The organism is Haemophilus sp. SZY H35 (assembly GCF_018829705.1).
Classification (GTDB): domain Bacteria; phylum Pseudomonadota; class Gammaproteobacteria; order Enterobacterales; family Pasteurellaceae; genus Haemophilus; species Haemophilus haemolyticus_K.
In genome coordinates this window covers 245670-268826 of sequence record NZ_JAHKJZ010000002.1, presented here as the reverse complement: position 1 = coordinate 268826, position 23157 = coordinate 245670, and the positions used below count along the sequence as shown (strand labels likewise).

26 protein-coding genes and 1 riboswitch are annotated in these 23157 nt (G+C 37.6%); of the genes, 19 read left to right on the top strand and 7 right to left on the bottom strand.

Translation table 11 applies throughout. From position 1 onward, the window contains the following. Positions 1-95 precede the first annotated feature (95 nt). From KP710_RS04935 to ruvB, 7 genes are all read left to right on the top strand, one after another. Positions 96-1364 carry an NRAMP family divalent metal transporter gene (locus KP710_RS04935; RefSeq protein WP_215770970.1) on the top strand — a complete coding sequence of 423 codons (1269 nt, stop codon included), beginning with the start codon at positions 96-98 and terminating at the stop codon, positions 1362-1364. Between the two features lie 101 nt (positions 1365-1465). Further along, positions 1466-1918: a dihydroneopterin triphosphate diphosphatase gene (gene nudB / locus KP710_RS04930; RefSeq protein ID WP_215770995.1), complete on the top strand. Its 453-nt coding sequence runs from the start codon at positions 1466-1468 to the stop codon at positions 1916-1918. 12 nt (positions 1919-1930) lie between these two features. Continuing rightward, complete coding sequence (locus KP710_RS04925; RefSeq protein ID WP_048952842.1) at positions 1931-2671, top strand: YebC/PmpR family DNA-binding transcriptional regulator; 741 nt, start codon at positions 1931-1933, stop codon at positions 2669-2671. Positions 2672-2687: 16 nt separating this feature from the next. After that, a complete protein-coding gene (locus KP710_RS04920; RefSeq protein WP_215770969.1) occupies positions 2688-3122 on the top strand; it encodes an ACP-like domain-containing protein in 435 nt (144 codons plus the stop codon). A gap of 51 nt (positions 3123-3173) precedes the next feature. After that, positions 3174-3746 carry a crossover junction endodeoxyribonuclease RuvC gene (ruvC, locus tag KP710_RS04915; protein WP_215770968.1) on the top strand — a complete coding sequence of 191 codons (573 nt, stop codon included), beginning with the start codon at positions 3174-3176 and terminating at the stop codon, positions 3744-3746. Positions 3747-3808: 62 nt separating this feature from the next. Next, positions 3809-4423: a Holliday junction branch migration protein RuvA gene (gene ruvA, locus KP710_RS04910; RefSeq protein WP_204713822.1), complete on the top strand. Its 615-nt coding sequence runs from the start codon at positions 3809-3811 to the stop codon at positions 4421-4423. A 7-nt stretch (positions 4424-4430) separates the two neighbouring features. Continuing rightward, positions 4431-5438 (top strand): Holliday junction branch migration DNA helicase RuvB, encoded by a 1008-nt coding sequence (gene ruvB / locus KP710_RS04905; RefSeq protein ID WP_065265343.1) that lies wholly within the window; start codon positions 4431-4433, stop codon positions 5436-5438. Positions 5439-5445: 7 nt separating this feature from the next. Here ruvB and KP710_RS04900 read toward each other — a convergent pair whose 3' ends face one another. The 6 genes from KP710_RS04900 to KP710_RS04875 all read right to left on the bottom strand — a co-directional run bounded on the left by KP710_RS04900 (position 5446) and on the right by KP710_RS04875 (position 9157). Continuing rightward, the gene (locus KP710_RS04900) at positions 5446-5880 is read right to left on the bottom strand and encodes a SoxR reducing system RseC family protein (protein ID WP_215770967.1); all 435 of its coding nucleotides are present in this window, start codon (positions 5878-5880) and stop codon (positions 5446-5448) included. Beyond that, positions 5874-6647: a class I SAM-dependent methyltransferase gene (locus KP710_RS04895; protein WP_215770966.1), complete on the bottom strand. Its 774-nt coding sequence runs from the start codon at positions 6645-6647 to the stop codon at positions 5874-5876. The genes KP710_RS04900 and KP710_RS04895 overlap by 7 nt, the downstream gene beginning before the upstream one ends. Further along, the gene (trmA, locus tag KP710_RS04890) at positions 6629-7720 is read right to left on the bottom strand and encodes a tRNA (uridine(54)-C5)-methyltransferase TrmA (protein WP_215770965.1); all 1092 of its coding nucleotides are present in this window, start codon (positions 7718-7720) and stop codon (positions 6629-6631) included. The genes KP710_RS04895 and trmA overlap by 19 nt, the downstream gene beginning before the upstream one ends. A 143-nt stretch (positions 7721-7863) precedes the next feature. Continuing rightward, complete coding sequence (locus KP710_RS04885; protein WP_215770964.1) at positions 7864-8199, bottom strand: MaoP family protein; 336 nt, start codon at positions 8197-8199, stop codon at positions 7864-7866. A gap of 61 nt (positions 8200-8260) precedes the next feature. Beyond that, the gene (dsbA, locus tag KP710_RS04880) at positions 8261-8878 is read right to left on the bottom strand and encodes a thiol:disulfide interchange protein DsbA (RefSeq protein WP_215770963.1); all 618 of its coding nucleotides are present in this window, start codon (positions 8876-8878) and stop codon (positions 8261-8263) included. Between the two features lie 12 nt (positions 8879-8890). Further along, positions 8891-9157: a YihD family protein gene (locus tag KP710_RS04875; protein WP_215770962.1), complete on the bottom strand. Its 267-nt coding sequence runs from the start codon at positions 9155-9157 to the stop codon at positions 8891-8893. A 64-nt stretch (positions 9158-9221) separates the two neighbouring features. On the opposite strand from KP710_RS04875, the gene mobA reads away from it, so the two are divergent. The 12 genes from mobA to KP710_RS04815 all read left to right on the top strand — a co-directional run bounded on the left by mobA (position 9222) and on the right by KP710_RS04815 (position 22268). Then, a complete protein-coding gene (gene mobA / locus KP710_RS04870) occupies positions 9222-9818 on the top strand; it encodes a molybdenum cofactor guanylyltransferase MobA (RefSeq protein WP_215770961.1) in 597 nt (198 codons plus the stop codon). Between the two features lie 2 nt (positions 9819-9820). Next, positions 9821-11620, top strand: coding sequence for an ATP-binding protein (locus KP710_RS04865; RefSeq protein WP_140526566.1), 1800 nt, complete (start codon positions 9821-9823; stop codon positions 11618-11620). 152 nt (positions 11621-11772) lie between these two features. Beyond that, a complete protein-coding gene (locus KP710_RS04860) occupies positions 11773-13212 on the top strand; it encodes an alanine/glycine:cation symporter family protein (protein WP_106014003.1) in 1440 nt (479 codons plus the stop codon). 75 nt (positions 13213-13287) lie between these two features. Next, a riboswitch (PreQ1 riboswitch) is annotated at positions 13288-13332 on the top strand. A gap of 1 nt (position 13333) precedes the next feature. Further along, positions 13334-14017 (top strand): 7-cyano-7-deazaguanine synthase QueC, encoded by a 684-nt coding sequence (gene queC, locus KP710_RS04855; protein ID WP_106014004.1) that lies wholly within the window; start codon positions 13334-13336, stop codon positions 14015-14017. Beyond that, complete coding sequence (queD, locus tag KP710_RS04850; protein WP_106014005.1) at positions 14010-14435, top strand: 6-carboxytetrahydropterin synthase QueD; 426 nt, start codon at positions 14010-14012, stop codon at positions 14433-14435. Before queC ends, queD begins: the two co-directional genes overlap by 8 nt. After that, positions 14436-15071: a 7-carboxy-7-deazaguanine synthase QueE gene (locus KP710_RS04845; RefSeq protein WP_106014006.1), complete on the top strand. Its 636-nt coding sequence runs from the start codon at positions 14436-14438 to the stop codon at positions 15069-15071. 174 nt (positions 15072-15245) lie between these two features. After that, positions 15246-16001, top strand: a complete 756-nt coding sequence (locus tag KP710_RS04840) for a Nif3-like dinuclear metal center hexameric protein (protein WP_106014007.1) — start codon at positions 15246-15248, stop codon at positions 15999-16001. A 106-nt stretch (positions 16002-16107) separates the two neighbouring features. Next, positions 16108-18288 (top strand): DNA helicase II, encoded by a 2181-nt coding sequence (uvrD, locus tag KP710_RS04835; protein ID WP_111407613.1) that lies wholly within the window; start codon positions 16108-16110, stop codon positions 18286-18288. Positions 18289-18376: 88 nt separating this feature from the next. Continuing rightward, positions 18377-19378, top strand: a complete 1002-nt coding sequence (locus KP710_RS04830) for an ABC transporter permease subunit (RefSeq protein ID WP_164994225.1) — start codon at positions 18377-18379, stop codon at positions 19376-19378. A 14-nt stretch (positions 19379-19392) separates the two neighbouring features. Next, a complete protein-coding gene (locus KP710_RS04825) occupies positions 19393-20280 on the top strand; it encodes an ABC transporter permease subunit (RefSeq protein ID WP_111407612.1) in 888 nt (295 codons plus the stop codon). Between the two features lie 9 nt (positions 20281-20289). Next, entirely contained in the window at positions 20290-21282 is a 993-nt protein-coding gene (gene dppD, locus KP710_RS04820; RefSeq protein WP_111407611.1) for a dipeptide ABC transporter ATP-binding protein, read from the top strand. Between the two features lie 2 nt (positions 21283-21284). Further along, positions 21285-22268 carry a peptide ABC transporter ATP-binding protein gene (locus KP710_RS04815; RefSeq protein ID WP_111407610.1) on the top strand — a complete coding sequence of 328 codons (984 nt, stop codon included), beginning with the start codon at positions 21285-21287 and terminating at the stop codon, positions 22266-22268. A gap of 28 nt (positions 22269-22296) precedes the next feature. Here the strand turns inward: KP710_RS04815 and KP710_RS04810 are convergent, their stop codons facing one another. Then, a complete protein-coding gene (locus tag KP710_RS04810; RefSeq protein WP_111407609.1) occupies positions 22297-23103 on the bottom strand; it encodes a DNA ligase in 807 nt (268 codons plus the stop codon). Positions 23104-23157: the final 54 nt, after the last annotated feature.

Sequence of the window (23157 nt, the reverse complement as noted above, 5' to 3'; positions counted from 1 at the left end):
TCTTTAAATGGAACCTTATTTACTTTACTCAAGGATAAAATTTTATTATAAATAAGTCCTTTTAAATTTATGGTCAATTTATAAGAGAAAGTTTTATGAGTGAAGTTTCAACTCCAGTAGAAAAATCAACATGGGCGAGTAAATTCTCAGCCTTAGGTCCTGGCATCGTGATGGCATCAGCAGCTGTTGGTGGTTCGCATATTATTGCATCTACCCAAGCTGGTGCGATCTATGGTTGGGAATTAGTGAGTATTGTTATTCTTGCTAACTTATTTAAATATCCTTTCTTCCGTTTCGGTGTTCAATATACCCTCGATACCGGTAATACGCTGTTAGAAGGTTACCGTCAAAAAGGGAAGTTCTACCTTTGGTTATTCCTTGCTTTAAACGTTTTTGCCACAGTAATTAATACTGCGGCAGTGGGATTATTAACGGCAGCAATTTTAACGTTTATTACACCAATTCCACTTCCAATGCCAGTATTAAGCTCATTAGTGATTCTTGTGACAACCGGCATTTTATTGTTGGGTAAATACCGTTTATTAGATAGTTTATCGAAAATCATCATGATTGCTTTAACGGTAACAACCGTGAGCGCTGTCGTGATTGCTTTTATGCGTAATGGTATCAATGGCGTAGCCGCACCTGATTTTGTAGCGCCTTCTCCATGGGAATTAAGTAAATTAGCGTTTTTAGTGGCCTTAATGGGCTGGATGCCTGCACCAATTGAAATTTCTGCTGTTAACTCTATGTGGGTGGTGGCAAAACGTCGTCTAACGAAAGTATCTTATGAAGATGGTTTATTTGACTTCAACGTGGGTTATATCGGTACAGCAATTTTAGCTGTCGTATTCTTAGCGCTTGGCGCATTGGTACAATATGGTTCTCCTGAAACCGTCGAGATGGTGGGCGGAAAATATATCGCACAACTTATCAATATGTATGCAAGTACTATCGGTGAATGGTCTCGCTTATTAATTGCAGTCATTGCGTTCATGTGTATGTTTGGTACAACAATTACAGTAATTGATGGTTACTCTCGTACCAACGTTGAATCTTTGCGTATCTTATTCGGTAAACAAGAAAGCTCTGTGAGAATTCTTAATATCGGTATGATTTTTGCGGCGTTATCTGGTTTAGCGATTATTTTCTACTTTAATAATGCAGTAGGCCCAATGCTGAAATTCGCGATGATTGCTTCATTTGTTTCTGCACCAATCTTTGCTTGGTTGAATTTATCTTTGACTAAGCACGCGAAACACAGTGTAAAAGGTGGATTATTGTGGTTATCCATTATCGGTTTATTCTACTTAACCGCCTTTGCAGGATTATTTATCGCCCAACAAGCTGGCTGGTTAAACTAAAATAATTGAGATAATTACCGCACTTTAGTTTTAAAGTGCGGTAATTTTTTTGAAAGTTTTTAGTAGAAAAGGTATGATGCTGCTCATTCTCAATTATGCAGATGACGAGCTTGAAATATAAAAATAATCAATCGGTTCTCGTGATAATTTATGCGGAAAGCACGTATCGCATTCTGATGCTCCAGCGCCAAGATGATCCTGACTTTTGGCAGTCTGTTACTGGCACCATTGAAAGTGGTGAAACACCAAAAAACACAGCAATTCGTGAGCTTTGGGAAGAAGTGCGGTTAGAAATTTCGGAAAATTCTCCTGCACTTTTTGATTGCAAAGAGAGCATAGAATTTGAAATTTTTCCACATTTCCGATATAAATACGCACCGAATGTGACGCATTGCCGTGAACATTGGTTTTTATTGGCAATGGAGCAAGAATTCGAACCAGTATTAAGTGAGCATTTGGCATATCAATGGGTTTCCCCTGAACAAGCAATCCAAATGACAAAATCTTCCAATAATGCGGAAGCAATTAGAAAATATATTCTTAAAGATAAATAGAAGGAAAACAACATGGCAGGCCATAGTAAGTGGGCTAATATTAAACACCGCAAAGCAGCACAAGATGCACAACGCGGTAAAATTTTTACTAAATTAATTCGTGAACTTGTTACCGCAGCTAAAATTGGTGGTGGCGATGTGAGTGCTAACCCGCGTTTACGTGCAGCAGTAGATAAAGCACTTAGCAATAATATGACGCGTGATACTATCAACCGCGCCATTGATCGTGGTGTAGGTGGTGGCGATGACACTAATATGGAAACCAAAATTTATGAAGGTTATGGTCCAGGTGGAACTGCTGTGATGGTTGAGTGTCTAAGTGACAACGCAAACCGTACGATCTCACAAGTTCGCCCAAGTTTCACTAAATGTGGTGGTAATTTAGGGACTGAGGGATCGGTTGGTTATTTGTTTAGTAAAAAAGGTTTAATTCTAATTACTGAAGCAGACGAAGATGCGTTAACTGAAGCAGCAATTGAAGCTGGAGCTGATGATATTCAACCACAAGATGATGGTTCATTTGAAATCTACACCGCTTGGGAAGATTTAGGTTCGGTGCGTGATGGTATTGAAGCAGCTGGCTTTAAAGTTCAAGAAGCTGAAGTGACAATGATTCCATCAACTACCGTCGATCTTGATCTTGAAACTGCGCCTAAATTGTTGCGTTTAATTGATATGTTAGAAGACTGTGATGATGTACAAAACGTATATCATAACGGTGAAATTAGTGATGAAATTGCAGCTCAGCTGTAATTTTAAGGAGATAATAATGAAATTAGTAAAAGTATTGCCTGTAATGGCTGCGTTTGTTGTATTATCCGCTTGTGCAAGTGAAACAGCAAAAATGGAATCAAAACCAGCTCAAGCTGCAATACCAACCGTAACAGATAAAACAGTTGTTTATTCTTGTAATAAAAAAACGGTTACGGCAGTTTATCAATTTGAGAATCAGGAAGCCACAGCTGCAATGGTGATGGTTGGTAACAAAGTTATCGCGAAAGATTTTTCTCGTGATACAGCGCAAAAAGATTTTACTTCATTTACTTCAGGTAAATATGTTTGGAACGTAGATAGTGGTTTAACGTTAAATAAATTTGATTCTGTAGTGCCTGTAAATCTTTTAGAAAAAGGTGAAAAATCAGACAAAATTCTAGTAAAGAATTGCGATGTTAATGTAAAAGCTACAGTAAAAGCAAACAGATAATAAAAAATAAAACGGCTAGTGTTAATAGATTAGCCGTTTATTTTTATTCTTATGAGTATTATTTTAGGCATTGATCCCGGTTCTCGTGTGACAGGTTATGGTGTGATTCGTCAAACAGGAAGACATTTGGAATATCTCGGTAGTGGCGCAATTCGTACTCAAGTTGAAGATTTACCAACCCGTTTGAAACGCATTTATACTGGAGTAACTGAAATCATCACGCAATTTCAACCTGATATGTTTGCAATTGAGCAAGTGTTTATGGCGAAGAATGCGGATTCAGCTTTAAAACTCGGGCAGGCTCGTGGTACGGCGATTGTTGCAGCAGTAAATCATGATTTACCTGTTTTTGAATATGCCGCTCGTTTAGTAAAACAAACAGTGGTGGGCATTGGTTCCGCAGATAAAGTACAAGTTCAAGAAATGGTGACTCGTATTTTGAAGTTGTCAGACAAACCTCAAGCCGATGCAGCGGATGCGTTGGCTATCGCGATTACACACGCGCATTCTATTCAACATTCTTTACATATTGCCAATTCTGTGAAAATGACAGAAACGCAAGAAAAAATGACCGCACTTTTAAAGACTAGATATAGCCGAGGACGCTTTAGATTAAAAATTTAACTGGATGTTCGTCCAGTTTTATTTTATTCTATGCGTTAAGTTTTTTATCATTCGGAAGAATTATGATCGGTCGCTTACAAGGCATTCTTTTAGAAAAACAACCTCCAGAAATTTTACTTAATGTGCAAGGCGTAGGCTATGAATTGCTTTTGCCTATGACGAGTTTCTATGATTTACCAGAAATTGGTCAAGAAACTACTTTATTCACCCATCTTGTTGTTCGGGAAGATGCTCACTTACTCTTTGGATTTGCCCAAAAAACAGACCGCACTTTATTTCGTGAATTAATTAAAACAAATGGGGTGGGGCCTAAATTAGCCTTAGCGATTTTATCCGCCATGTCGGTCGAACAATTTGCTTATGCAATTGAGAGAGAAGAGCTTTCTAAACTCACTAAAATTCCTGGTGTTGGCAAAAAAACAGCTGAACGTTTGTTAGTTGAACTCAAAGGTAAATTCAAAGGCGTAAAACAAAGCGATTTCTTTGTCGAAAGTACTCATATTCCATCAGCGTCATCTATTGAATCGCGTGCAGAAAATTCATCCGATGAAGCTATTTCAGCCTTGATTGCTTTAGGTTATAAATCTTCAGAAGCAGAAAAAATGGTGAAACGAGTAGCTAAACCTGATTTAACAAGCGAGCAAGTTATTCGCGAAGCTTTAAAAGCCGCATTGTAGGTGAGACATGATTGAAGCAGATAGAATTATTAGCGGGCAAGCTAAGATTGATGAAGATGTTATCGACCGCGCTATTCGTCCGAAATTATTAGCAGATTATGTTGGACAGCCACAAGTGCGCGAGCAGATGGATATTTTCATCAAGGCAGCCAAATTACGTCAAGATGCCTTAGATCATTTATTGATTTTTGGCCCTCCAGGTTTGGGAAAAACAACCCTTGCTAATATTGTGGCAAATGAAATGGGCGTGAACATTCGTACGACGTCAGGGCCTGTATTAGAAAAAGCGGGAGATTTGGCTGCAATGCTAACCAATCTTGAACCGCATGATGTGTTATTTATTGATGAAATTCATCGACTTTCCCCTGCTATTGAAGAAGTCCTTTATCCAGCAATGGAAGACTATCAATTGGATATTATGATTGGTGAAGGGCCAGCTGCTCGTTCTATTAAATTAGATTTGCCACCTTTTACTTTGGTTGGCGCGACGACTAGAGCGGGTTCTTTGACTTCACCATTGCGTGATCGTTTTGGTATTGTGCAACGTTTGGAATTCTATTCTGTAGAAGATTTAACATCTATTGTTGCAAGAAGTGCGGGGTGTTTGAATCTTGAATTAGAACAGCAAGCTGCTTTTGAGGTGGCTCGTCGTTCACGAGGCACTCCTCGAATTGCAAACCGTTTATTACGACGCGTGCGTGATTATGCTGATGTGCGTAATGGTGGCATCATTTCTGTAGATGTAGCAAAACAAGCGCTTTCAATGCTGGATGTAGATGATGCCGGATTTGATTATTTAGATAGAAAATTATTGTCTGCTGTTATTGAACGTTTTGACGGCGGGCCAGTAGGGCTAGATAATCTTGCAGCTGCAATCGGTGAAGAACGCGATACTATTGAGGATGTTTTAGAACCTTATTTGATTCAGCAAGGTTTTTTACAACGTACCCCACGTGGGCGAATTGCTACATCACAGACTTATCGACATTTTGGTTTGCAGAAGTTAACAGATTAAATATTATTTATGAGAGAACGCGTAATAAAGTTGGATGAAACTCCGTTTTTTGTGCTAAATTTCTGCTATATATTTTCACAACGATAAATGAAATAGCGGTGGAAAAAAATATTAATATTGTACGAAGAATTTCATTGTGGCTAATATAATCAGAAATTAATGTACTTAATACCAGTGTTAAAAGTGGCGCAATATACATTAATAAGGCAGAAAGTAGCATTGATTTTTCTTCTAATCCAATTTCAACAATTTGACCTTCGCGTAATGGCATTAATGTTTCTACATTAAAAATATGCTCGCCACGTTTACCGTTTAATTCGGAAAGGCTTGATGTCCCACAACTGTTTTTAGCTGTGCATTGGCCACAGGCACTTTGGGATTGGCATTTCACTTTGGCAATGCCATTTTCATAGCTAATAACAACGGCACTTTCTCTTAGCATTGGGATGCTCCCATATAAATATCAAAGCGATGATTTTTCGTTTCACGGCTAAAGTGCGGTTGTTTTCCACCAAGAAATTCTGCATAGTCAGGACGCTTCACGACCACACGTTTTTTAGCTAATTGTAGTGCAGGTAAAAGTAATTCATCGGCATCTAGATCTGCTCCAACTAAATGCTGGAATACGCGCATTTCTTTTTTTACTAACGCAGATTTTTGTTTATGCGGATACATTGGATCGAGATAAACCACATCGGCATAATCAGCATTAGGATCAAGTTCATTAATATGCTGAACATTCAGTAAGCGCAAATTTTGTTGCAACATCTCACCGATTTCCTCATCTTGATAAGCACGATTTAGACCATCTTTCAGAAGTAAAAAAACAACAGGATGGCGTTCCACTAAACAAACTTGACAGCCAATCGAGGCTAGCACAAAGGCATCTCGTCCTAGACCTGCTGTTGCATCAATAACGGTTGGCAATTCCGAACCTTTAATCCCTACCGCTTTCGCTACAGCTTCACCGCGGCCACCACCAAATTTACGACGATGAGCCATTGTGCCGCCTACAAAATCAACATAAACCGCCCCGAGTTTAGGTTCATCTAATTTACGAAGCTCTAAACGTTCATCGGTTTGAACAAGCGCAAGTGGGCTTTGTTCATCATGAATAATGTTATGTTCAGCACAAAGTGCGGTCAATTCTGCTAATGTTTTTTCTCTCGATTCAGAAATCAGCTGAATTCCTACTTGCGAATGAGCCATAAGCCGCTTTCCATGTGGTCAGTGTAAGGGAATTGGTCAAATAACGCTGCTTTTTCAATGCGGTGCGTTTTTGAAAGTTCAACAAGATTATCGCACAGCGTATGCGGATTACAGGAAATATACAAAATACGATCGTAATTTTGTACAAGTTTCACTGTATCAGGATCAAGCCCTGCGCGAGGTGGATCGACAAAAATGGTATTACATTCGTAAGATTTTAAATCAATCCCTTTCAAGCGGTTAAAGGCTCTAATCCCATTCATTGCCTGCGTAAATTCCTCTGCCGACATACGGATAATTTGTAAATTATCAACTTTATTTTTAGCAATATTAAATTGTGCGGCGGCTACGGAAGGTTTGGCGATTTCTGTTGCCAATACCTTACGGAAATTTTGTGCAAGTGCGATAGAAAAATTACCGTTTCCGCAGTAAAGTTCTAATAAATCACCTTCGCTATTTTGGGTACAATCAATTGCCCATTCAAGCATTTTGCAGTTTACTGTTGCATTTGGCTGGGTAAAACTATTCTCGACTTGGCGATAAACATAATTTCTGCCATTCACAGGTAAAACTTCATCCACATAATCTTGCTCAAAACAGATTTTTTGTTTACTTGCACGTCCGATTATTTGCACATCAAAACCTTGCTTTTCGAGTAAATCTTTCAAATTTTTAGCCGCACTTTCCCATTCTTCAGTGAGCGTTTTATGATAAAGCAAGCTCACAATAATCTTATTACTCAAGGTGCTAAGGTAATCGATTTGGAATAATTTTCTGTGTAGCACCTCTTGTTGTTTTAACAAAGGTAATAAGGTGCACATCATACGATTAATCAGCGTGCTGGCGATTGGAAACTCATCCACTCGATAACGCTGTAGCGTCGATTGATCAAACATAATATGGTAAAAATCATCTTGCTCATGCCAAATACGAAACTCCGCACGCATACGATAATGGCTTGTTGGAGAGTCAAAAACTTGAATATCCGGCGCATTAAAAGGGCGCAAAAGTGCGGTTAACTTTTCAAGTTTTTTTTGTAGCTGTTCGTTGTATTGAGAAATCGGTAATTGCATAGAAATTAGTATTCATAGGGTGTATGAAGATGAATCGTTCATACAAAGATAGGAGAATAAAGTTATCAGCCGTGAATTATGCGTGATTTTACAAGCTCTTCAAAAACAAAAGGCAGACTTCCGCCTGCCTTGTTCAACATATCTTATTCGCCGGAATAATCTTCACCGCCAGAGGCAGCTTCACTCACATCACCAGATAAGGTGTAAACACGTTTTTTAGTATTAATACGAGTACGATATTTATTCCAAGTTTTTTCAAAGAAAGTCTCTGCTGCACGCTCACCATGGCAAAACGCGACGAAATCTTTTTCTTCTTTAGTCGCTGGTTCACGTTCCCCTAAGTCTAATGCTTTGAACGCTTGGCCATATTGCTCAAGCACCTGTGATTCTTTGATTGTGTAATCACCGTGACGGGAAAAACCACGTGGGTAGTTTTTGTCGTCAAAGAAACGACGCGTTACGCTAAAACTTGCAGCCATAATATTCTCTCTTCTTTCATTAATATTTACAAAATAGGGCAGGCATTAAACCAATTTTTCGTTATTTTTGCAATAAACCTTTTACAGTTTCAACATAATCTTTCACGAAATCATCGTAATTTAACCCTTCAGGGTTTACACGGAATTTACCATTGACATAAAAATCAGGTACGCCACGCACTTTAAATTGTTCTGCGGCATTCACTTGTTTATTGACCAAACCATTCACGGCAAAACTATTAATGCCACCATCAAATTGCTCGGCGGTTATACCATTCGATAAGAAAATAGTTCGAATATCATCCATTGATTTCAAAGCATCCTTTTGAGCCGCTTCAAACAATGGTGCCTTTACTTTGCTTTCAGAACCTAATGCCATTGCTAATGCCCAAGCACGCGTTAAGTTTTCAGACTGGCGACCTAAGAAATTTACATGATATTGTTTAAATTTCACGTCTTTTGGTAAAGCATCTGCAACTTGTTGTGGAATTTTGTATTCCATTTCAAACGCGTAACAATGCGGACAGTAGAATGAGAAAAACTCAATCACTTCTTTTTGCTGTGAAGCCTGTTGACTCACTTGAACATATTGTTTGCCTTCTTGTAAATCTGCCGCAAAACTATTTACAGACATAAGCGTACTGACACCTAAACCTAACGCAAGTAATACTTTTTTCATTTGCTTTCCTTCTTATTTAATGATACCGCGAGCACGGAGCAATGCAGTTTTAAAATCTTCTTCGTAATCTTTTTTGAGACCAGGAATTGGCTCATGTTTATCTGTACCATCCATTTTTAACTGATAAATAATCACTTCATCAGTTAATTCATTTAATGGCTTTTGGAAACCTGATTCATTGGAAATTTTTTGCAAAATTTCCATTAAGCTCAAGTCTGGGTCTTTAGACCAATAAGGCTGTAAAAGTTCCAAAACTTCATTTAAACGCTTACATTTCATTGCTATTTCCTTTTTAATCGTAAAAAATAGGCAAATGATACTTGAAATAACGATAGATTAAAATATGACAATCACAATAAGCGCGGTAATTTTGGCAGGTGGCAAAGCACGCAGAATGGGTGGGCAAGATAAGGGATTACAGATTTTAGGTAAACAATCTTTAATTCAACATGTTATTAATCGCTTGCAACCACAAATTCATGATATTTCAATTAACGCTAACCGAAATCAAACAGAATATGCAAAATTTGGCTTTCCTATTTTTTCCGATGAACTACCCGATTTTCAAGGGCCATTGAGTGGCATGCTAACAGCCCTAGAAAAGACAAAAAGTGACTTTATCCTTTTTACACCTTGTGATACACCTTTTTTCCCTACGAACCTTTTAGATAAACTCAAAAGTGCGGTTAAAAATGACCGCACTTTAATTGCGTATGCTTGCGATGAGGAGCGTGAACATCCCGTTTTTTGTTTGATATCCGTTCAACTAAAGGAAAAATTACGATACTACTTAGCATCGGGTGGACGACGCCTTTTACGGTTTATGAAAGAAAATGGTGGGATTTCAGTGAAATTTACGAAAGAGGAAGGCAACTTTGAAAATTTTAATACTCTAGATGATTTAAATTCTTATAGTTTGGATGATTTTAAAGAGGGCTAATAATGAAAAATATAAAGCATTTTGCACAGCGTTACGTTGATTGGGTCATTCGTTTAGGACGAATTCGTTTTTCTTTATTAGGCGTAACGATTTTGGCTATTTTTGCACTATGTACCCAAATTTTATTTAGTTTTTTTATTGTGCATACTATCTCTTGGGGCGATATTATTCGATCAGTTACATTTGGATTGCTCACTGCACCCTTTGTGATTTATTTTTTTACGTTGCTTGTTGAAAGATTGGAACGTTCACGTTTAGAGCTATCTTGTTCTGTTAATCGATTAGAAAAGGAAGTAAATGAGCGAATCATTGCTCAGCAAAAACTTTCCGATGCGCTAGAAAAATTAGAAAAACATAATAGAGATAAAAGCACTTTACTTGCTACTATTAGCCATGAGTTGCGTACACCATTAAATGGTATTGTGGGTTTAAGCCAAATTTTACTTGATGATAAATTAGATGATAAACAACGCAATTATTTGAAAACGATCAATATAAGTGCGGTAAGCTTAGGGTATATTTTTAGTGATATTATTGATTTAGAGAAAATTGATGCAAGCCGGATAGAGTTAAATCTACAACCAACAGATTTTCCTGCATTATTGAATGATATTTATAATTTCGCTAGTTTTTTAGCAAAGCAAAAACATCTTACCTTTCATTTGATTACAGAGACAGGTTTACCTAATTATTTAACCTTAGATCGTGTTCGTTTAAGCCAGATTTTATGGAATTTAATTAGTAATGCAGTGAAATTTACTGAACATGGGGAAATTACATTAAAAGTAAGTAGGGAAAAAGATTATTATTATTTTAATGTGATTGATACAGGAATGGGGATCGCACCAAAAGAGCAGTCTCGTATTTTTGAACTTTATTACCAAGTAAAAGAGAGTCGTCAGCAAAGTGCGGGCAGTGGTATTGGGTTAGCAATATCTAAAAATCTTGCTAGATTAATGCGGGGGGATTTGATAGTTGAAAGTGAATTAGGAAAGGGATCAACATTCTATTTATCTATTCAGGCGGAAGAAACGCAAATTAACACAATTAATCATCAAGTTATTCCTCATTTACATATTCTTTTAGTTGAAGATGTTGAACTCAATGTTATTGTTGCAAAAACAATTCTAGAGAAGTTAGGGCATCGGGTAGATGTGGCGATAAATGGTCAGCAAGCCATCGCACTATTTGAAAAAAACTCCTATGATTTACTATTGCTTGATATTAAATTGCCAGATATGACGGGGTTTGATATTGCGCAATATTTACGAAAAAATTATGAAGAAGGGATTTATGATTTTTTACCACCGATGATCGCATTCACGGCTAATGTGATGCATAGTGAGAAAGACTATCTTGAAATGGGGATGGATGGTGTATTGCGTAAACCTATTTTAATTAAAGACTTACAGCATTGTCTGCAATACTTTTTCTCAGATGAATCTCATTCTATTGTAAAAATACAAGAAAATGATAATACAGAAGTATTTGATTTGGATCTCATTGAAACTTTAGGTAAAGCACAAGTTTTGGCTAATTTAGATATTTTTAAACAAGTAATGCCCACCTATTTGTCTAAACTATCAGTTAATAATTTAAAAGAAACGGAATCCTTTGCTCATAAAATTAAAGGAGCTGCAGCATCGGTAGGACTCATTCAATTACATAAGTTGGCTGAAGATTTAGAAAAGGCAGCTCAGGTTTCTAATAAGATTATTATTGAGAAATGGATTGAATTAATGAATAAGAACTGGAAAGATGAGGTGGATAGTTTAATTCAATTTTTAAATTATAAACGTTAACTTCAATTTTGATTTTTGAAAATATCTAAAATATTTCTCATTTATTAGATTTTTTCTTTGTTATTGCTGTTTTTTTTGTTGGGTCGCTTAAAAATTATCGAAATTATACCTTGAATTCATATAATTAGATTTTTACTTTTTGAGGGGGTTTTATGGAGTTTGAATTTTCTAAAATTTTGGAACTAGCATTAAGTTGGATTGTTTCACACATTGATGCTCCTTTATGGGATATCACTATTATTATTTTATTAGGTACAGGATTGTTTTTTACTATAACAACTGGATTTGTACAGTTTCGCCTTTTCCCAGCAAGTATTCGAGAAATGTGGTTTGGTAGAGCAACCGAGGGGAATTCTCTTACACCATTTCAAGCCTTTGCTACAGGATTAGCTAGCCGTGTAGGAGTAGGCAATATTGGTGGGGTAGCAACGGCTATTGCATTGGGTGGAGAAGGTGCAGTATTCTGGATGTGGGTGACTGCATTTATTGGTATGTCAAGTGCTTTTGCTGAATCAACCTTGGCACAATTATTTAAAGTTCAAGATAAAGATGGCTCATTTCGCGGTGGCCCCGCATACTACATTATTCAAGGATTACAATCACGTTGCATGGCAGTCTCATTTGCCGTGGCATTAATTTTTACCTTCGGTTTCGCATTTAATTCTGTTCAGGCTAATTCTATTGTTGAAGCAACTCAAAATGCTTGGAATTGGCAAGGTGAATACGTTGGTCTTGCATTAGTGATTTTAACTGCGCTTATTATTTTTGGTGGAATTAAGCGTATTGCAGTAATTTCAAGTAGCTTAGTCCCAATGATGGCACTTTTTTATCTCATTATGGCTGTGATCATTTTGGGAATGCATACAGAAATGATTCCCAGTGTTTTAAGTAATATTATTAAAAGTGCATTTAATTTTGATGCTGCAGCAGGAGGCATGTTTGGAGCATTAGTGTCAAAAGCTATGATGATGGGGATTAAACGTGGGTTATTTTCGAACGAAGCAGGAATGGGATCGGCACCAAATGCTGCAGCCGCAGCCCATGTAAAACACCCAGTTAGTCAAGGATTAGTTCAAATGCTGGGAGTGTTTGTTGATACCATGATTGTTTGTACTTGTACGGCAATTATTATTTTGCTTTCCAATAATTATGGTAATGAAACACTTAAAAGTATTTCTCTTACGCAAACGGCATTACAATATCATGTCGGTGAATTTGGCGTGCATTTTCTTGCTTTTATTTTATTGTTATTTGCTTATTCTTCCATTATTGGGAACTATGCCTATGCGGAGAGTAATATTCGTTTTATTAAGAATAAACCTTGGTTTATTTTTTTATTCCGATTAATGGTACTCTTTTTCGTTTATTTTGGTGCAGTGCGATCAGGAAATGTTGTTTGGAGTTTTGCGGATACTGTGATGGCGGTGATGGCTATTATTAATTTAGTGGCTATTTTAATGCTTTCTCCTATTGTATGGAAATTAATGAAAGACTATCAATGTCAACTTAGATCTGGAAAAACACCTGAATTTAATATCAGTAATTATCCAGAGTTAAGTAAGAGAGTATTAGATTATCGTATTTGGAAGTAAATATTTAAATGGCTACTCAATTAGGTAGTCATTTTTATTGTAAAAGATCTTATTTAGCACTAGAATGCTCGCCCTCAATTCGTAGTTCGCAAACCTCCTACATAAAAAAACTAGGTAAAATATGAATATTTCCAATCCAAATTATAATCGTAAAGCGATTGTTATCTTTTCTGGTGGGCAAGACTCCACCACCTGTTTGTTTCAAGCTATTGCTGAATATGGCAAAGAAAATGTTGAAACTATGACATTTCAGTATGGACAACGTCATTCAATTGAATTAGAAAAAGCAAAATGGATTGCACAAGATTTAGGCGTGAAACAAACATTTATTGATACTTCTGTTATTAAAGCTATCACTCACAATGCTTTAATGGATGAGAACATGCATATTGAACAAAAAGACAATAAATTACCCAATACTTTTGTTGATGGCCGTAATGCATTGTTTTTGCTTTATGCTGCAATTTATGCCAAGGGACAGGGTATTCAGGATATTATTACCGGTGTTTGTGAAACGGATTTTAGTGGTTATCCTGATTGTCGAGACGTGTTTATAAAGTCTATGAATGTCACATTAAATCTTGCAATGGATTATCAATTTAACATCAAAACGCCATTAATGTATCTCACCAAAGCACAGACTTGGCAACTTGCTGATGAATTAGGAGTGCTAGACTATGTGCGTAACTATACTCATACTTGTTATGAAGGTGTAGATGGAGGATGTAGTCAATGCCCAAGTTGTATTTTACGCGGTAAAGGTCTGAAGGAGTATTTGGCTCAGAAAGGTGGAAAAAATGTTTAAAATTTCCAAAGAATTTAGCTTTGATATGGCTCATTTATTAGATGGGCATGATGGGAAATGTCAAAATTTACATGGACACACATATAAATTACAAGTTGAAATTTCGGGTGATTTATATGAGTCTGGTGCAAAAAAAGCAATGGTCATTGATTTTTCAGATCTAAAGTCTATTGTGAAAAAAACTATTTTAGATCCGATGGATCATGCATTTATTTATGATCAAACCAGTGAGCGAGAAAGTCAAATTGCCGCGCTATTGCAAGAGTTAAACTCAAAAACCTTTGGTGTTCCTTTTAGAACAACGGCAGAAGAAATGGCTCGTTTTATTTTTAATCGTTTAAAACATGATGAACAACTGGCTATATCAGCCATTCGTTTATGGGAAACTCCAACTTCGTTTTGTGAGTATCAGGAGTAAGTGTTGGTGGAAAAATATCATGAGTTTGAACCGTACTTTAATATAGTTGAGATTTTTGAAAGTCTGCAAGGAGAAGGGTTCAATACGGGAATGCCAAGTATTTTTGTTCGATTTGGTAAATGTAATCTGGACTGTCCTTGGTGTGATACGCCTTATAATGATTTTAAACGCTGGTCTGCATCACAGATTTTGGAAAAAGTGCGGTCCTTTCCATCAAGAAATATTATCATCACTGGTGGTGAGCCAACAATTGTGCCAAAAATTGAATACTTACTTGAGCAATTTAAAGCAGATGGCTATTTTCTTGCAATTGAAACTAATGGTCTAAAGACAGTTCCTGCTCAAATAGATTATATTGCGGCGAGTCCTAAGAGCCTTTATGCGCATAAGTATGAAAAGCGCTGTATTCCATTTGCAAATGAAGTACGTATTGTCATGGATGGTAATGTATCATCATTTTGTGAATTGATTGAGAAAAAAATAAAAGCAGAGAATTACTATCTTTCACCTTGTGAAATTGCGGGGGAAATGAATTTACTTGAGACTATCACTTTACTTGGTCAGTTGAATCAACGCCCAAATAAACCTAAATGGCAGCTAAGTTTACAAACACATAAATTGATTGGTATTGAGTAATAGAAAGAAATATTATTTTTTTATTGATCGATATATAATTTAGTATATAATGATTCCTGTTTTAGATAGTAATCATAATCAAACCTGGCTAGCACACTTCCCCCACTCCTTTGTGCTAGCCATTTTTTTTGGAATTTTGTACCATATCTTATCTTTTTCCTATTTATATTAATTATGAATAACATTGAACTTGAGCAACTTCTTAACCTAAAACTTAATTCTGAAAAAATCACTGACTATGCGCCAAATGGTTTGCAAGTAGAAGGCAAAGCAAATGTTCATAAAATCATTACAGGAGTTACAGCAAGTCAAGCATTGATTAATTATGCCATTGAGCAAGATGCTGATGCTATTATTGTTCATCATGGCTATTTTTGGAAAAGCGAAAATCCTTGTATTCGAGGAATGAAAGGTAAACGAATAAAAAGTTTGCTTGTGAATGATATAAATTTATATAGCTATCATTTACCATTAGATATTCATTCTGAATTAGGAAATAACGCCCAGTTAGCAGAATTACTTGGTATTGAACAGTTACACCCACTAGAAAAGCCGCCGATGAGCATTCCTGTTTGGGGGGAATTGCGATCCCCTATGACGGGAGAAGAATTTGCAGAGAAAATAGAAAAAGTTTTGAATAGAAAGCCATTAATTTGTATTGAAAATGGTCCGTGCCTGATTCGAAAAGTAGGAATTTGTACAGGAGGAGGACAAGGTTATATTGATCTTGCTGCTGCGCAAGGCTGTGATGCATTTGTTACAGGTGAAGTATCTGAGCAAACTATTCATTCTGCACGTGAACAGGGCATTCATTTTTTTGCCGCGGGTCATCACGCAACAGAACGCTATGGTATAAAAATATTAGGAGAATGGCTTTCTAAAGCATATGGTTTTGATGTTGAGTTTAAGGATATAGATAATCCTGCTTAATATTATTCGAAAATGTTTTACCCCACTTTTGATATACCTACAAATCTTATTGTTTCAAAAGAGAAATAGGATTATAATAACTGTAAATTTGAACAGTTTAATTGTTATGGATATTTCTGAATTACTTGACGGACTTAACGATAAACAACGCGAAGCCGTAGCTGCTCCTCTAGGTAATCACTTAGTGCTAGCTGGTGCAGGCTCTGGTAAAACGCGTGTATTGACGCACCGCATCGCTTGGTTAATTGCGGTAGAAAATATTTCTGAAGGCAGTATTATGGCGGTGACGTTTACCAATAAAGCGGCAGCAGAAATGCGTCATCGTATTCAAGCAACACTTGCCAAACACGCCCAACATCAATTATTTGGTATGTGGATTGGAACCTTTCACAGCATTGCCCATCGTTTATTGCGAGCTCATCATTTAGATGTAGGATTGCCACAAGATTTCCAAATTTTGGATTCAGAAGATCAACTTCGTTTAATTAAACGGTTATTAAAATTACATAATTTTGATGAAAAAGCTTTTCCTCCTAAACAGGCTTGTTGGTACATCAATAACAAAAAAGATGAAGGCTTGCGCCCAAACGATATTGAAGATTTTAATGATCGTCAGGAGCGTGAATGGATTAAAATCTATAAGATCTATCAAGACACCTGCGATCGCGCAGGATTGGTCGATTTTGCTGAATTATTAATTCGGGCCTATGAATTATTTGAGAAAAAACCATTAATTTTGCAACGTTATCAACAACGTTTTCAGCATATTTTGGTGGATGAATTTCAAGACACCAATAAAATTCAATATAAATGGATCAAAATTCTCGCAGGAGAAACAGGCAAAGTCATGATCGTAGGTGATGATGATCAATCTATTTATGGTTGGCGTGGCGCACAAATCGAAAATATTCAAAAATTCTTGAAAGATTTCAAAGCGGAAACAATCCGCCTTGAACAAAACTATCGTTCTACCGCCAATATCCTAAACAGCGCAAATGAATTGATTGCTAATAATAGTGATCGTCTTGGTAAAAATTTATGGACAGAGGGTGAAAAAGGCGATCCTGTAGGCATCTATGCCGCCTTTAATGAATTGGACGAAGCTAAATTTGTTGCCTCACAAATTCAAGATTGGGTAGAACATGGTGGAAAACTGGATGATTGTGCTGTACTTTATCGTAGTAATAGCCAATCACGCGTTATTGAAGAAGCCTTAATTCGTTGTCAAATTCCATATCGTATTTATGGTGGTATGCGTTTCTTCGAACGCCAAGAAATTAAAGATGCTTTGGCCTATCTTCGTTTGATTAATAATCGTCAAGATGATGCCGCTTTTGAGCGTGTAATTAATACGCCCACCCGTGGCATTGGCGACCGCACTTTAGATATATTGCGTAACTTAACACGCGAACGCCAAATTACCTTATGGCAAGCAGTACAAGTCGCAACACAAGAAAATATGTTGGCTGGGCGAGCCTCAACAGCATTATTACGTTTCCAGGAATTAATTAATTCACTACAACTTGATACCGCAGAAATGCCGCTTTTCGCACAAACTGATTTTGTGATTAAACATTCGGGTTTATATGAAATGTATAAACAAGAAAAAGGTGAAAAAGGTGAAGTGCGTATTGAAAACTTGGAAGAGTTAGTTACCGCAACCCGTGAATTCATCAAACCTGATGATGCAGAAGATATGACGGAACTCACCGCCTTTTTAACTCACGCCTCTTTAGAAGCTGGGGAAGAACAAGCCTCTCCGCATCAATCTTGTGTAGAAATGATGACATTACACTCCGCTAAAGGCTTAGAATTTCCTCGTGTATTTATGGTTGGCGTAGAAGAAGGTTTATTCCCAAGTTTCCGTTCTTTTGAGGAACCTGGACGTTTAGAAGAAGAACGTCGTTTAGCTTATGTCGGCATTACTCGAGCGAAGAAAAAACTGACCATCTCTTATGCGGAAAGCCGTCGGTTATATGCAAAAGAAGAACGCCATTTGCCATCACGCTTTATCGCAGAATTACCGAGAGAATGTATCCAAGAAATTCGTTTACGAGGAACAGTTACTCGCGCTATGAATCTAGCAAAAGTCGGTTCATTGTCTAATACAAGTGCGGTCGAAAATGAATGGAAAATGGGTCAAAAAGTCAAACATGAAAAATTCGGTTTTGGCACAGTCATTAATGTTGAAGGCTCAGATAACAATACTCGCCTCCAAATTGCCTTCCAAGCGCAAGGCATTAAATGGCTCATTGCACATTTGGCAAAACTGGAAAAAGTGCGGTAGAATCCAAGAGAGTTTTACTTCTACCGATTAATTTCTTTGAAAAGTGCGGTGAATTTTAACTGCACTTTTTTTGTATTTGAGTGATTGAATGTTTAAATTTTTCTTCAAACGTATCTTAATGGTAATTCCAACTTTTATTGCCATTACTTTTATCACGTTTGCCCTTGTGCATTTTATTCCTGGCGATCCAGTTGAAATAATGATGGGGGAACGTGGCTTAACACCTGAAATACATCAACAAATGATGCATCAATTAGGATTAGATCTTCCTTTGCATGAACAATATTTTCATTATATTGCTAAAGTGCTACAAGGTGATTTTGGGGCATCATTCCGCACTCAACAATCTGTTCTTACTGAATTTTTTACACTTTTCCCTGCCACAGCTGAATTAGCATTTTTTGCGTTATTTTGGTCGTTATTAGGCGGGGTGATTTTAGGGACGATTGCAGCAGTAAAAAAAGATAGTTGGATTTCTCACACGGTTACAGCTGCATCGCTCACAGGTTATTCTATGCCAATTTTCTGGTGGGGATTGATTTTAATTTTATACGTTTCACCACAACTCGGTTTACCGCAAGGCGGACGTTTAGATAATGAATTTTGGATCGATACACCAACAGGATTTATGCTCATTGACAGCTGGCTTTCTGGTATGCCAGGCGCCTTCGAAAATGCAGTTAAATCATTAATTCTTCCTGCAATCGTCCTAGGCACAGTTCCTTTGGCTATTATTACTCGTATGACACGCTCTGCGATGTTGGAAGTATTAGGCGAAGATTACATTCGCACGGCAAAAGCAAAAGGCCTAAGTTATACTCGAATCGTCATTGTTCATGCATTGCGTAATGCGTTAATTCCTGTTGTCACTGTGGTCGGATTAATCATTGGTCAATTGCTTTCCGGTGCCGTACTCACAGAAACCATTTTTTCATGGCCGGGAATTGGAAAATGGATTATTGATGCGATTCAAGCGCGCGATTATCCGGTATTACAAGGTTCTGTACTGATTATTGCGACAATTATTATTGTGGTGAATTTAACCGTCGATTTACTTTACGGCGTGGTCAATCCGCGTATCCGTCATTAATTGTGGGAGAGATTATGTCTGACACGCCTTCAACTTTCGCGCCGAAAACGCCCTTACAAGAATTTTGGTTTTACTTCAAACAAAACCGAGGCGCGCTAATCGGTTTAACCTTTATTGTGATTGTTGCCTTAATCAGCATTTTCGCACCTTATATTGCGCCTTTTGATCCAACAGAACAAAATCGTACCGCACTTTTACTTCCTCCCTCTTGGTATGAAGGAGGCAATCCGGCCTATTTACTCGGCACAGATGATATTGGGCGAGATATCCTTTCTCGCATCATTTACGGAACGCGAATTTCTGTCTTTGCGGGATTTGTTATCGTATTGCTATCCTGCGCCTTTGGTACTAGCCTTGGCTTGATTTCTGGCTATTATGGCGGTGTGCTAGATACAATTATTATTCGCCTAATTGATATTATGCTCGCGATTCCAAACTTACTCTTGACGATTGTAGTCGTCTCTATTTTAGAGCCATCACTCGCCAATGCCACTTTAGCGATCGCCGTTGTATCAATTCCTAGCTATGTGCGTTTAACTCGAGCAGCGGTGATGAATGAAAAAAATCGTGATTATGTCACCTCCTCTAAAGTCGCTGGCGCAGGTGTTCTTCGCCTCATGTTTATTGTGATTTTACCCAACTGTTTAGCACCCTTGATTGTGCAAATGACGATGGGGATTTCTAATGCAATCTTAGAACTCGCAACACTTGGTTTCTTAGGCATTGGAGCAAAACCACCGACACCTGAGCTTGGCACAATGCTTTCAGAAGCACGTGGTTTTATGCAAGCAGCAAACTGGTTGGTTACAATTCCTGGCTTAGTTATTTTATCTTTAGTGCTCGCCTTTAACTTAATGGGTGATGGCTTGCGTGATGCACTTGATCCGAAACTCAAACAATAGGAAAACAGAATGGCATTATTAGACGTAAAAGAACTTTCTGTTCACTTTGGCGATAAAAATACGCCATTTAAAGCAGTGGATCGCATCAGCTATCAAGTCGCACAAGGTGAAGTGCTTGGCATTGTGGGAGAATCGGGGTCAGGTAAATCTGTGAGTTCTCTCGCAATTATGGGGCTAATTGATCATCCAGGACGTGTATCTGCAGAATACTTGCAATTTGAAAACACAAATTTACTCACTTTAGAGAGTAAAGCTAAACGCCAGCTTATTGGTGCTGATGTTGCGATGATTTTCCAAGATCCAATGACAAGCTTGAATCCAGCTTATACTGTGGGTTTCCAAATTATGGAAGCGTTAAAAACTCATGAAGGCGGTACAAAAAAGGCAAGAAAAGACCGCACTTTAGAGCTTTTAAGATTGGTCGGTATTCCTGATCCTGAATCTCGGATTGATGTTTATCCCCATCAGCTTTCTGGCGGAATGAGTCAGCGTGTGATGATTGCGATGGCAATAGCTTGCAGACCTAAATTATTGATTGCTGACGAGCCAACTACTGCATTGGACGTAACCATTCAAGCACAAATTATGGAGCTCTTACTCGAATTGCAGAAAAAAGAATGCATGTCACTGATTTTGATTACCCATGATCTTGCGCTTGTTGCTAAAGCTGCAGATCGAATTATCGTGATGTATGCGGGACAAATCGTTGAAGAAGGCACCGCAAAAGATATTTTCCGCGAGCCAAAACATCCTTACACTCAGGCCTTGTTACGCTCATTACCTGAATTTGCAGAAGGAAAATCTCGCTTAGCGTCGTTACAAGGTGTGGTACCTGGAAAATACGATCGCCCAACAGGCTGCTTATTAAATCCTCGCTGTCCTTATGCCACTGAATATTGCCGCCAAGTCGAACCTCTATTACATCAGATCGGTTCACGTAAAGTAAAATGCCATACTCCGCTGAACGAGCAAGGCAATCCTGTTGAATATCAAGGAGCTTAATAATGACGAATGAAGTAAAAGAAAATACGCCATTATTAAATGCGATTGGCTTAAAAAAATATTACCCTGTAAGAAAAGGCTTGTTTGCAAAACCACAGCAAGTAAAAGCGTTAGATGGTGTCTCTTTTCAGCTTAAACGAGGTAAAACTTTAGCTATCGTGGGGGAGTCAGGTTGTGGAAAATCAACGCTAGGGCGTTTGCTAACCATGATTGAACAACCAACCGAAGGCGAATTGTATTACAAAGGGCACAATTTTTTAGAAAATGATTCCGAAACAAAGGCGCTACGTCGTAAAAAAATTCAAATAGTTTTCCAAAATCCTTATGCGTCATTAAATCCACGTAAAAAAATTGGTTCAATTTTGGAAGAACCATTGATCATCAATACAAAACTTTCTGCCAAAGAACGTCGAGAAACAGTTTTATCAATGATGGAAAAAGTAGGGTTGCGTGCTGAATTTTATGATCGTTATCCTCACATGTTCTCTGGCGGACAACGTCAGCGTATCGCCATCGCTCGTGGTTTAATGTTAGATCCCGATGTTGTTGTTGCCGATGAACCTGTTTCTGCATTGGATGTTTCCGTGCGTGCGCAAGTACTCAATTTAATGATGGATTTACAAGATGAATTAGGCTTGTCTTACGTGTTCATTTCACACGATCTTTCTGTGGTAGAACATATCGCTGATGAAGTGATGGTAATGTATCTAGGTCGTTGTGTCGAAAAAGGAACAACAGAACAAATTTTCTCTAATCCTCAACATCCTTATACCAAAGCGTTACTTTCAGCAACGCCACGTTTGTCACCAAACTTGCGCCGTGAACGTATAAAGCTAACGGGCGAATTGCCAAGTCCGATTAATCCACCTAAAGGCTGTGCATTTAATCCTCGTTGTTGGAAAGCGACAGAAAAATGTCGTGAAAATCAACCGCACTTGGAACAATATACTGATGGCAAATTAATCGCTTGTTTCCATATTGATTAAATTCATTTTGTCAGATTTATAAATAGGCTCATTTTTTCTCTCTCCAATAGGTTGCAAATCGAGGTTTTCCACGACTCGTGAGACCTCGATATTTATAAGTAATCACAGATCCTATCGGAGGGGGATTTTCTCGTTCGCTTAAATTAAAACCCGAACCGATTTTAAATTCTCCCCGATGATTTTTACAGGTTAAAGCGCCCATCATATTTTCAAATTGTCCTTTGCCTTTATGGTGTGCAATGACCGTACATTCTTCATCTTGAGTCGTTTTTAATTTTAAAATCCGATTGCTACGTTTTCGTTCGTAAGGTGCATTAGGATCTCGAACAACGACGCCTTCCCCCTTCAAAGATTCTATTTGATTAAGAAACTCATATAAATGCGCTTTATCTCTCACTGGAATTTGTTCAATAATTTCAATATAAGTTGTTGGATGTTCAAGTAAATACGTTTTCAATTTAGCTAAACGCTCAAATAAATTGCCTTCTGCATCAGGGACATCAAAAACATATAATTTAAGTTTTTCCCAACCATCGCCTTTAAAGGATTTTGTGATTGATGAAATTTCCTCAAAATGATTCTGCTCACTAAATAGTTCACCATCAATCGCAAAAGGCGGAAAATCTTTAATGAAATAGGCTGGAGGAGATAAATGTTGCCCCTGCCTGGTTAATAATTGCTTTCCATCCCAATAACCTCGTACACCATCTAATTTTTCAGACATGACCCAACCTTCTATTGATTGATTATCGTAAGTATGAAGAAGCATTAAATCTGGGCTAGACAAAGTAAAAGAACTCACGAAGAAAAGTAATAAAGTGCAGTAAAATTTCATGATATTTTTGTAAATTTTAGTACTGTTCATTTTCCTCAGAATAAGTGTATCTGA

Coding starts and splice junctions, on each gene's coding strand:
- KP710_RS04935 (WP_215770970.1), top strand. CDS start 96: ATGAGTGAAGTTTCAACTCCAGTAGAAAAATCAACATGGGCGAGTAAA.
- nudB (WP_215770995.1), top strand. CDS start 1,466: ATGACGAGCTTGAAATATAAAAATAATCAATCGGTTCTCGTGATAATT.
- KP710_RS04925 (WP_048952842.1), top strand. CDS start 1,931: ATGGCAGGCCATAGTAAGTGGGCTAATATTAAACACCGCAAAGCAGCA.
- KP710_RS04920 (WP_215770969.1), top strand. CDS start 2,688: ATGAAATTAGTAAAAGTATTGCCTGTAATGGCTGCGTTTGTTGTATTA.
- ruvC (WP_215770968.1), top strand. CDS start 3,174: ATGAGTATTATTTTAGGCATTGATCCCGGTTCTCGTGTGACAGGTTAT.
- ruvA (WP_204713822.1), top strand. CDS start 3,809: ATGATCGGTCGCTTACAAGGCATTCTTTTAGAAAAACAACCTCCAGAA.
- ruvB (WP_065265343.1), top strand. CDS start 4,431: ATGATTGAAGCAGATAGAATTATTAGCGGGCAAGCTAAGATTGATGAA.
- KP710_RS04900 (WP_215770967.1), bottom strand. CDS start 5,880: ATGCTAAGAGAAAGTGCCGTTGTTATTAGCTATGAAAATGGCATTGCC.
- KP710_RS04895 (WP_215770966.1), bottom strand. CDS start 6,647: ATGGCTCATTCGCAAGTAGGAATTCAGCTGATTTCTGAATCGAGAGAA.
- trmA (WP_215770965.1), bottom strand. CDS start 7,720: ATGCAATTACCGATTTCTCAATACAACGAACAGCTACAAAAAAAACTT.
- KP710_RS04885 (WP_215770964.1), bottom strand. CDS start 8,199: ATGGCTGCAAGTTTTAGCGTAACGCGTCGTTTCTTTGACGACAAAAAC.
- dsbA (WP_215770963.1), bottom strand. CDS start 8,878: ATGAAAAAAGTATTACTTGCGTTAGGTTTAGGTGTCAGTACGCTTATG.
- KP710_RS04875 (WP_215770962.1), bottom strand. CDS start 9,157: ATGAAATGTAAGCGTTTAAATGAAGTTTTGGAACTTTTACAGCCTTAT.
- mobA (WP_215770961.1), top strand. CDS start 9,222: ATGACAATCACAATAAGCGCGGTAATTTTGGCAGGTGGCAAAGCACGC.
- KP710_RS04865 (WP_140526566.1), top strand. CDS start 9,821: ATGAAAAATATAAAGCATTTTGCACAGCGTTACGTTGATTGGGTCATT.
- KP710_RS04860 (WP_106014003.1), top strand. CDS start 11,773: ATGGAGTTTGAATTTTCTAAAATTTTGGAACTAGCATTAAGTTGGATT.
- queC (WP_106014004.1), top strand. CDS start 13,334: ATGAATATTTCCAATCCAAATTATAATCGTAAAGCGATTGTTATCTTT.
- queD (WP_106014005.1), top strand. CDS start 14,010: ATGTTTAAAATTTCCAAAGAATTTAGCTTTGATATGGCTCATTTATTA.
- KP710_RS04840 (WP_106014007.1), top strand. CDS start 15,246: ATGAATAACATTGAACTTGAGCAACTTCTTAACCTAAAACTTAATTCT.
- uvrD (WP_111407613.1), top strand. CDS start 16,108: ATGGATATTTCTGAATTACTTGACGGACTTAACGATAAACAACGCGAA.
- KP710_RS04830 (WP_164994225.1), top strand. CDS start 18,377: ATGTTTAAATTTTTCTTCAAACGTATCTTAATGGTAATTCCAACTTTT.
- KP710_RS04825 (WP_111407612.1), top strand. CDS start 19,393: ATGTCTGACACGCCTTCAACTTTCGCGCCGAAAACGCCCTTACAAGAA.
- dppD (WP_111407611.1), top strand. CDS start 20,290: ATGGCATTATTAGACGTAAAAGAACTTTCTGTTCACTTTGGCGATAAA.
- KP710_RS04815 (WP_111407610.1), top strand. CDS start 21,285: ATGACGAATGAAGTAAAAGAAAATACGCCATTATTAAATGCGATTGGC.
- KP710_RS04810 (WP_111407609.1), bottom strand. CDS start 23,103: ATGAAATTTTACTGCACTTTATTACTTTTCTTCGTGAGTTCTTTTACT.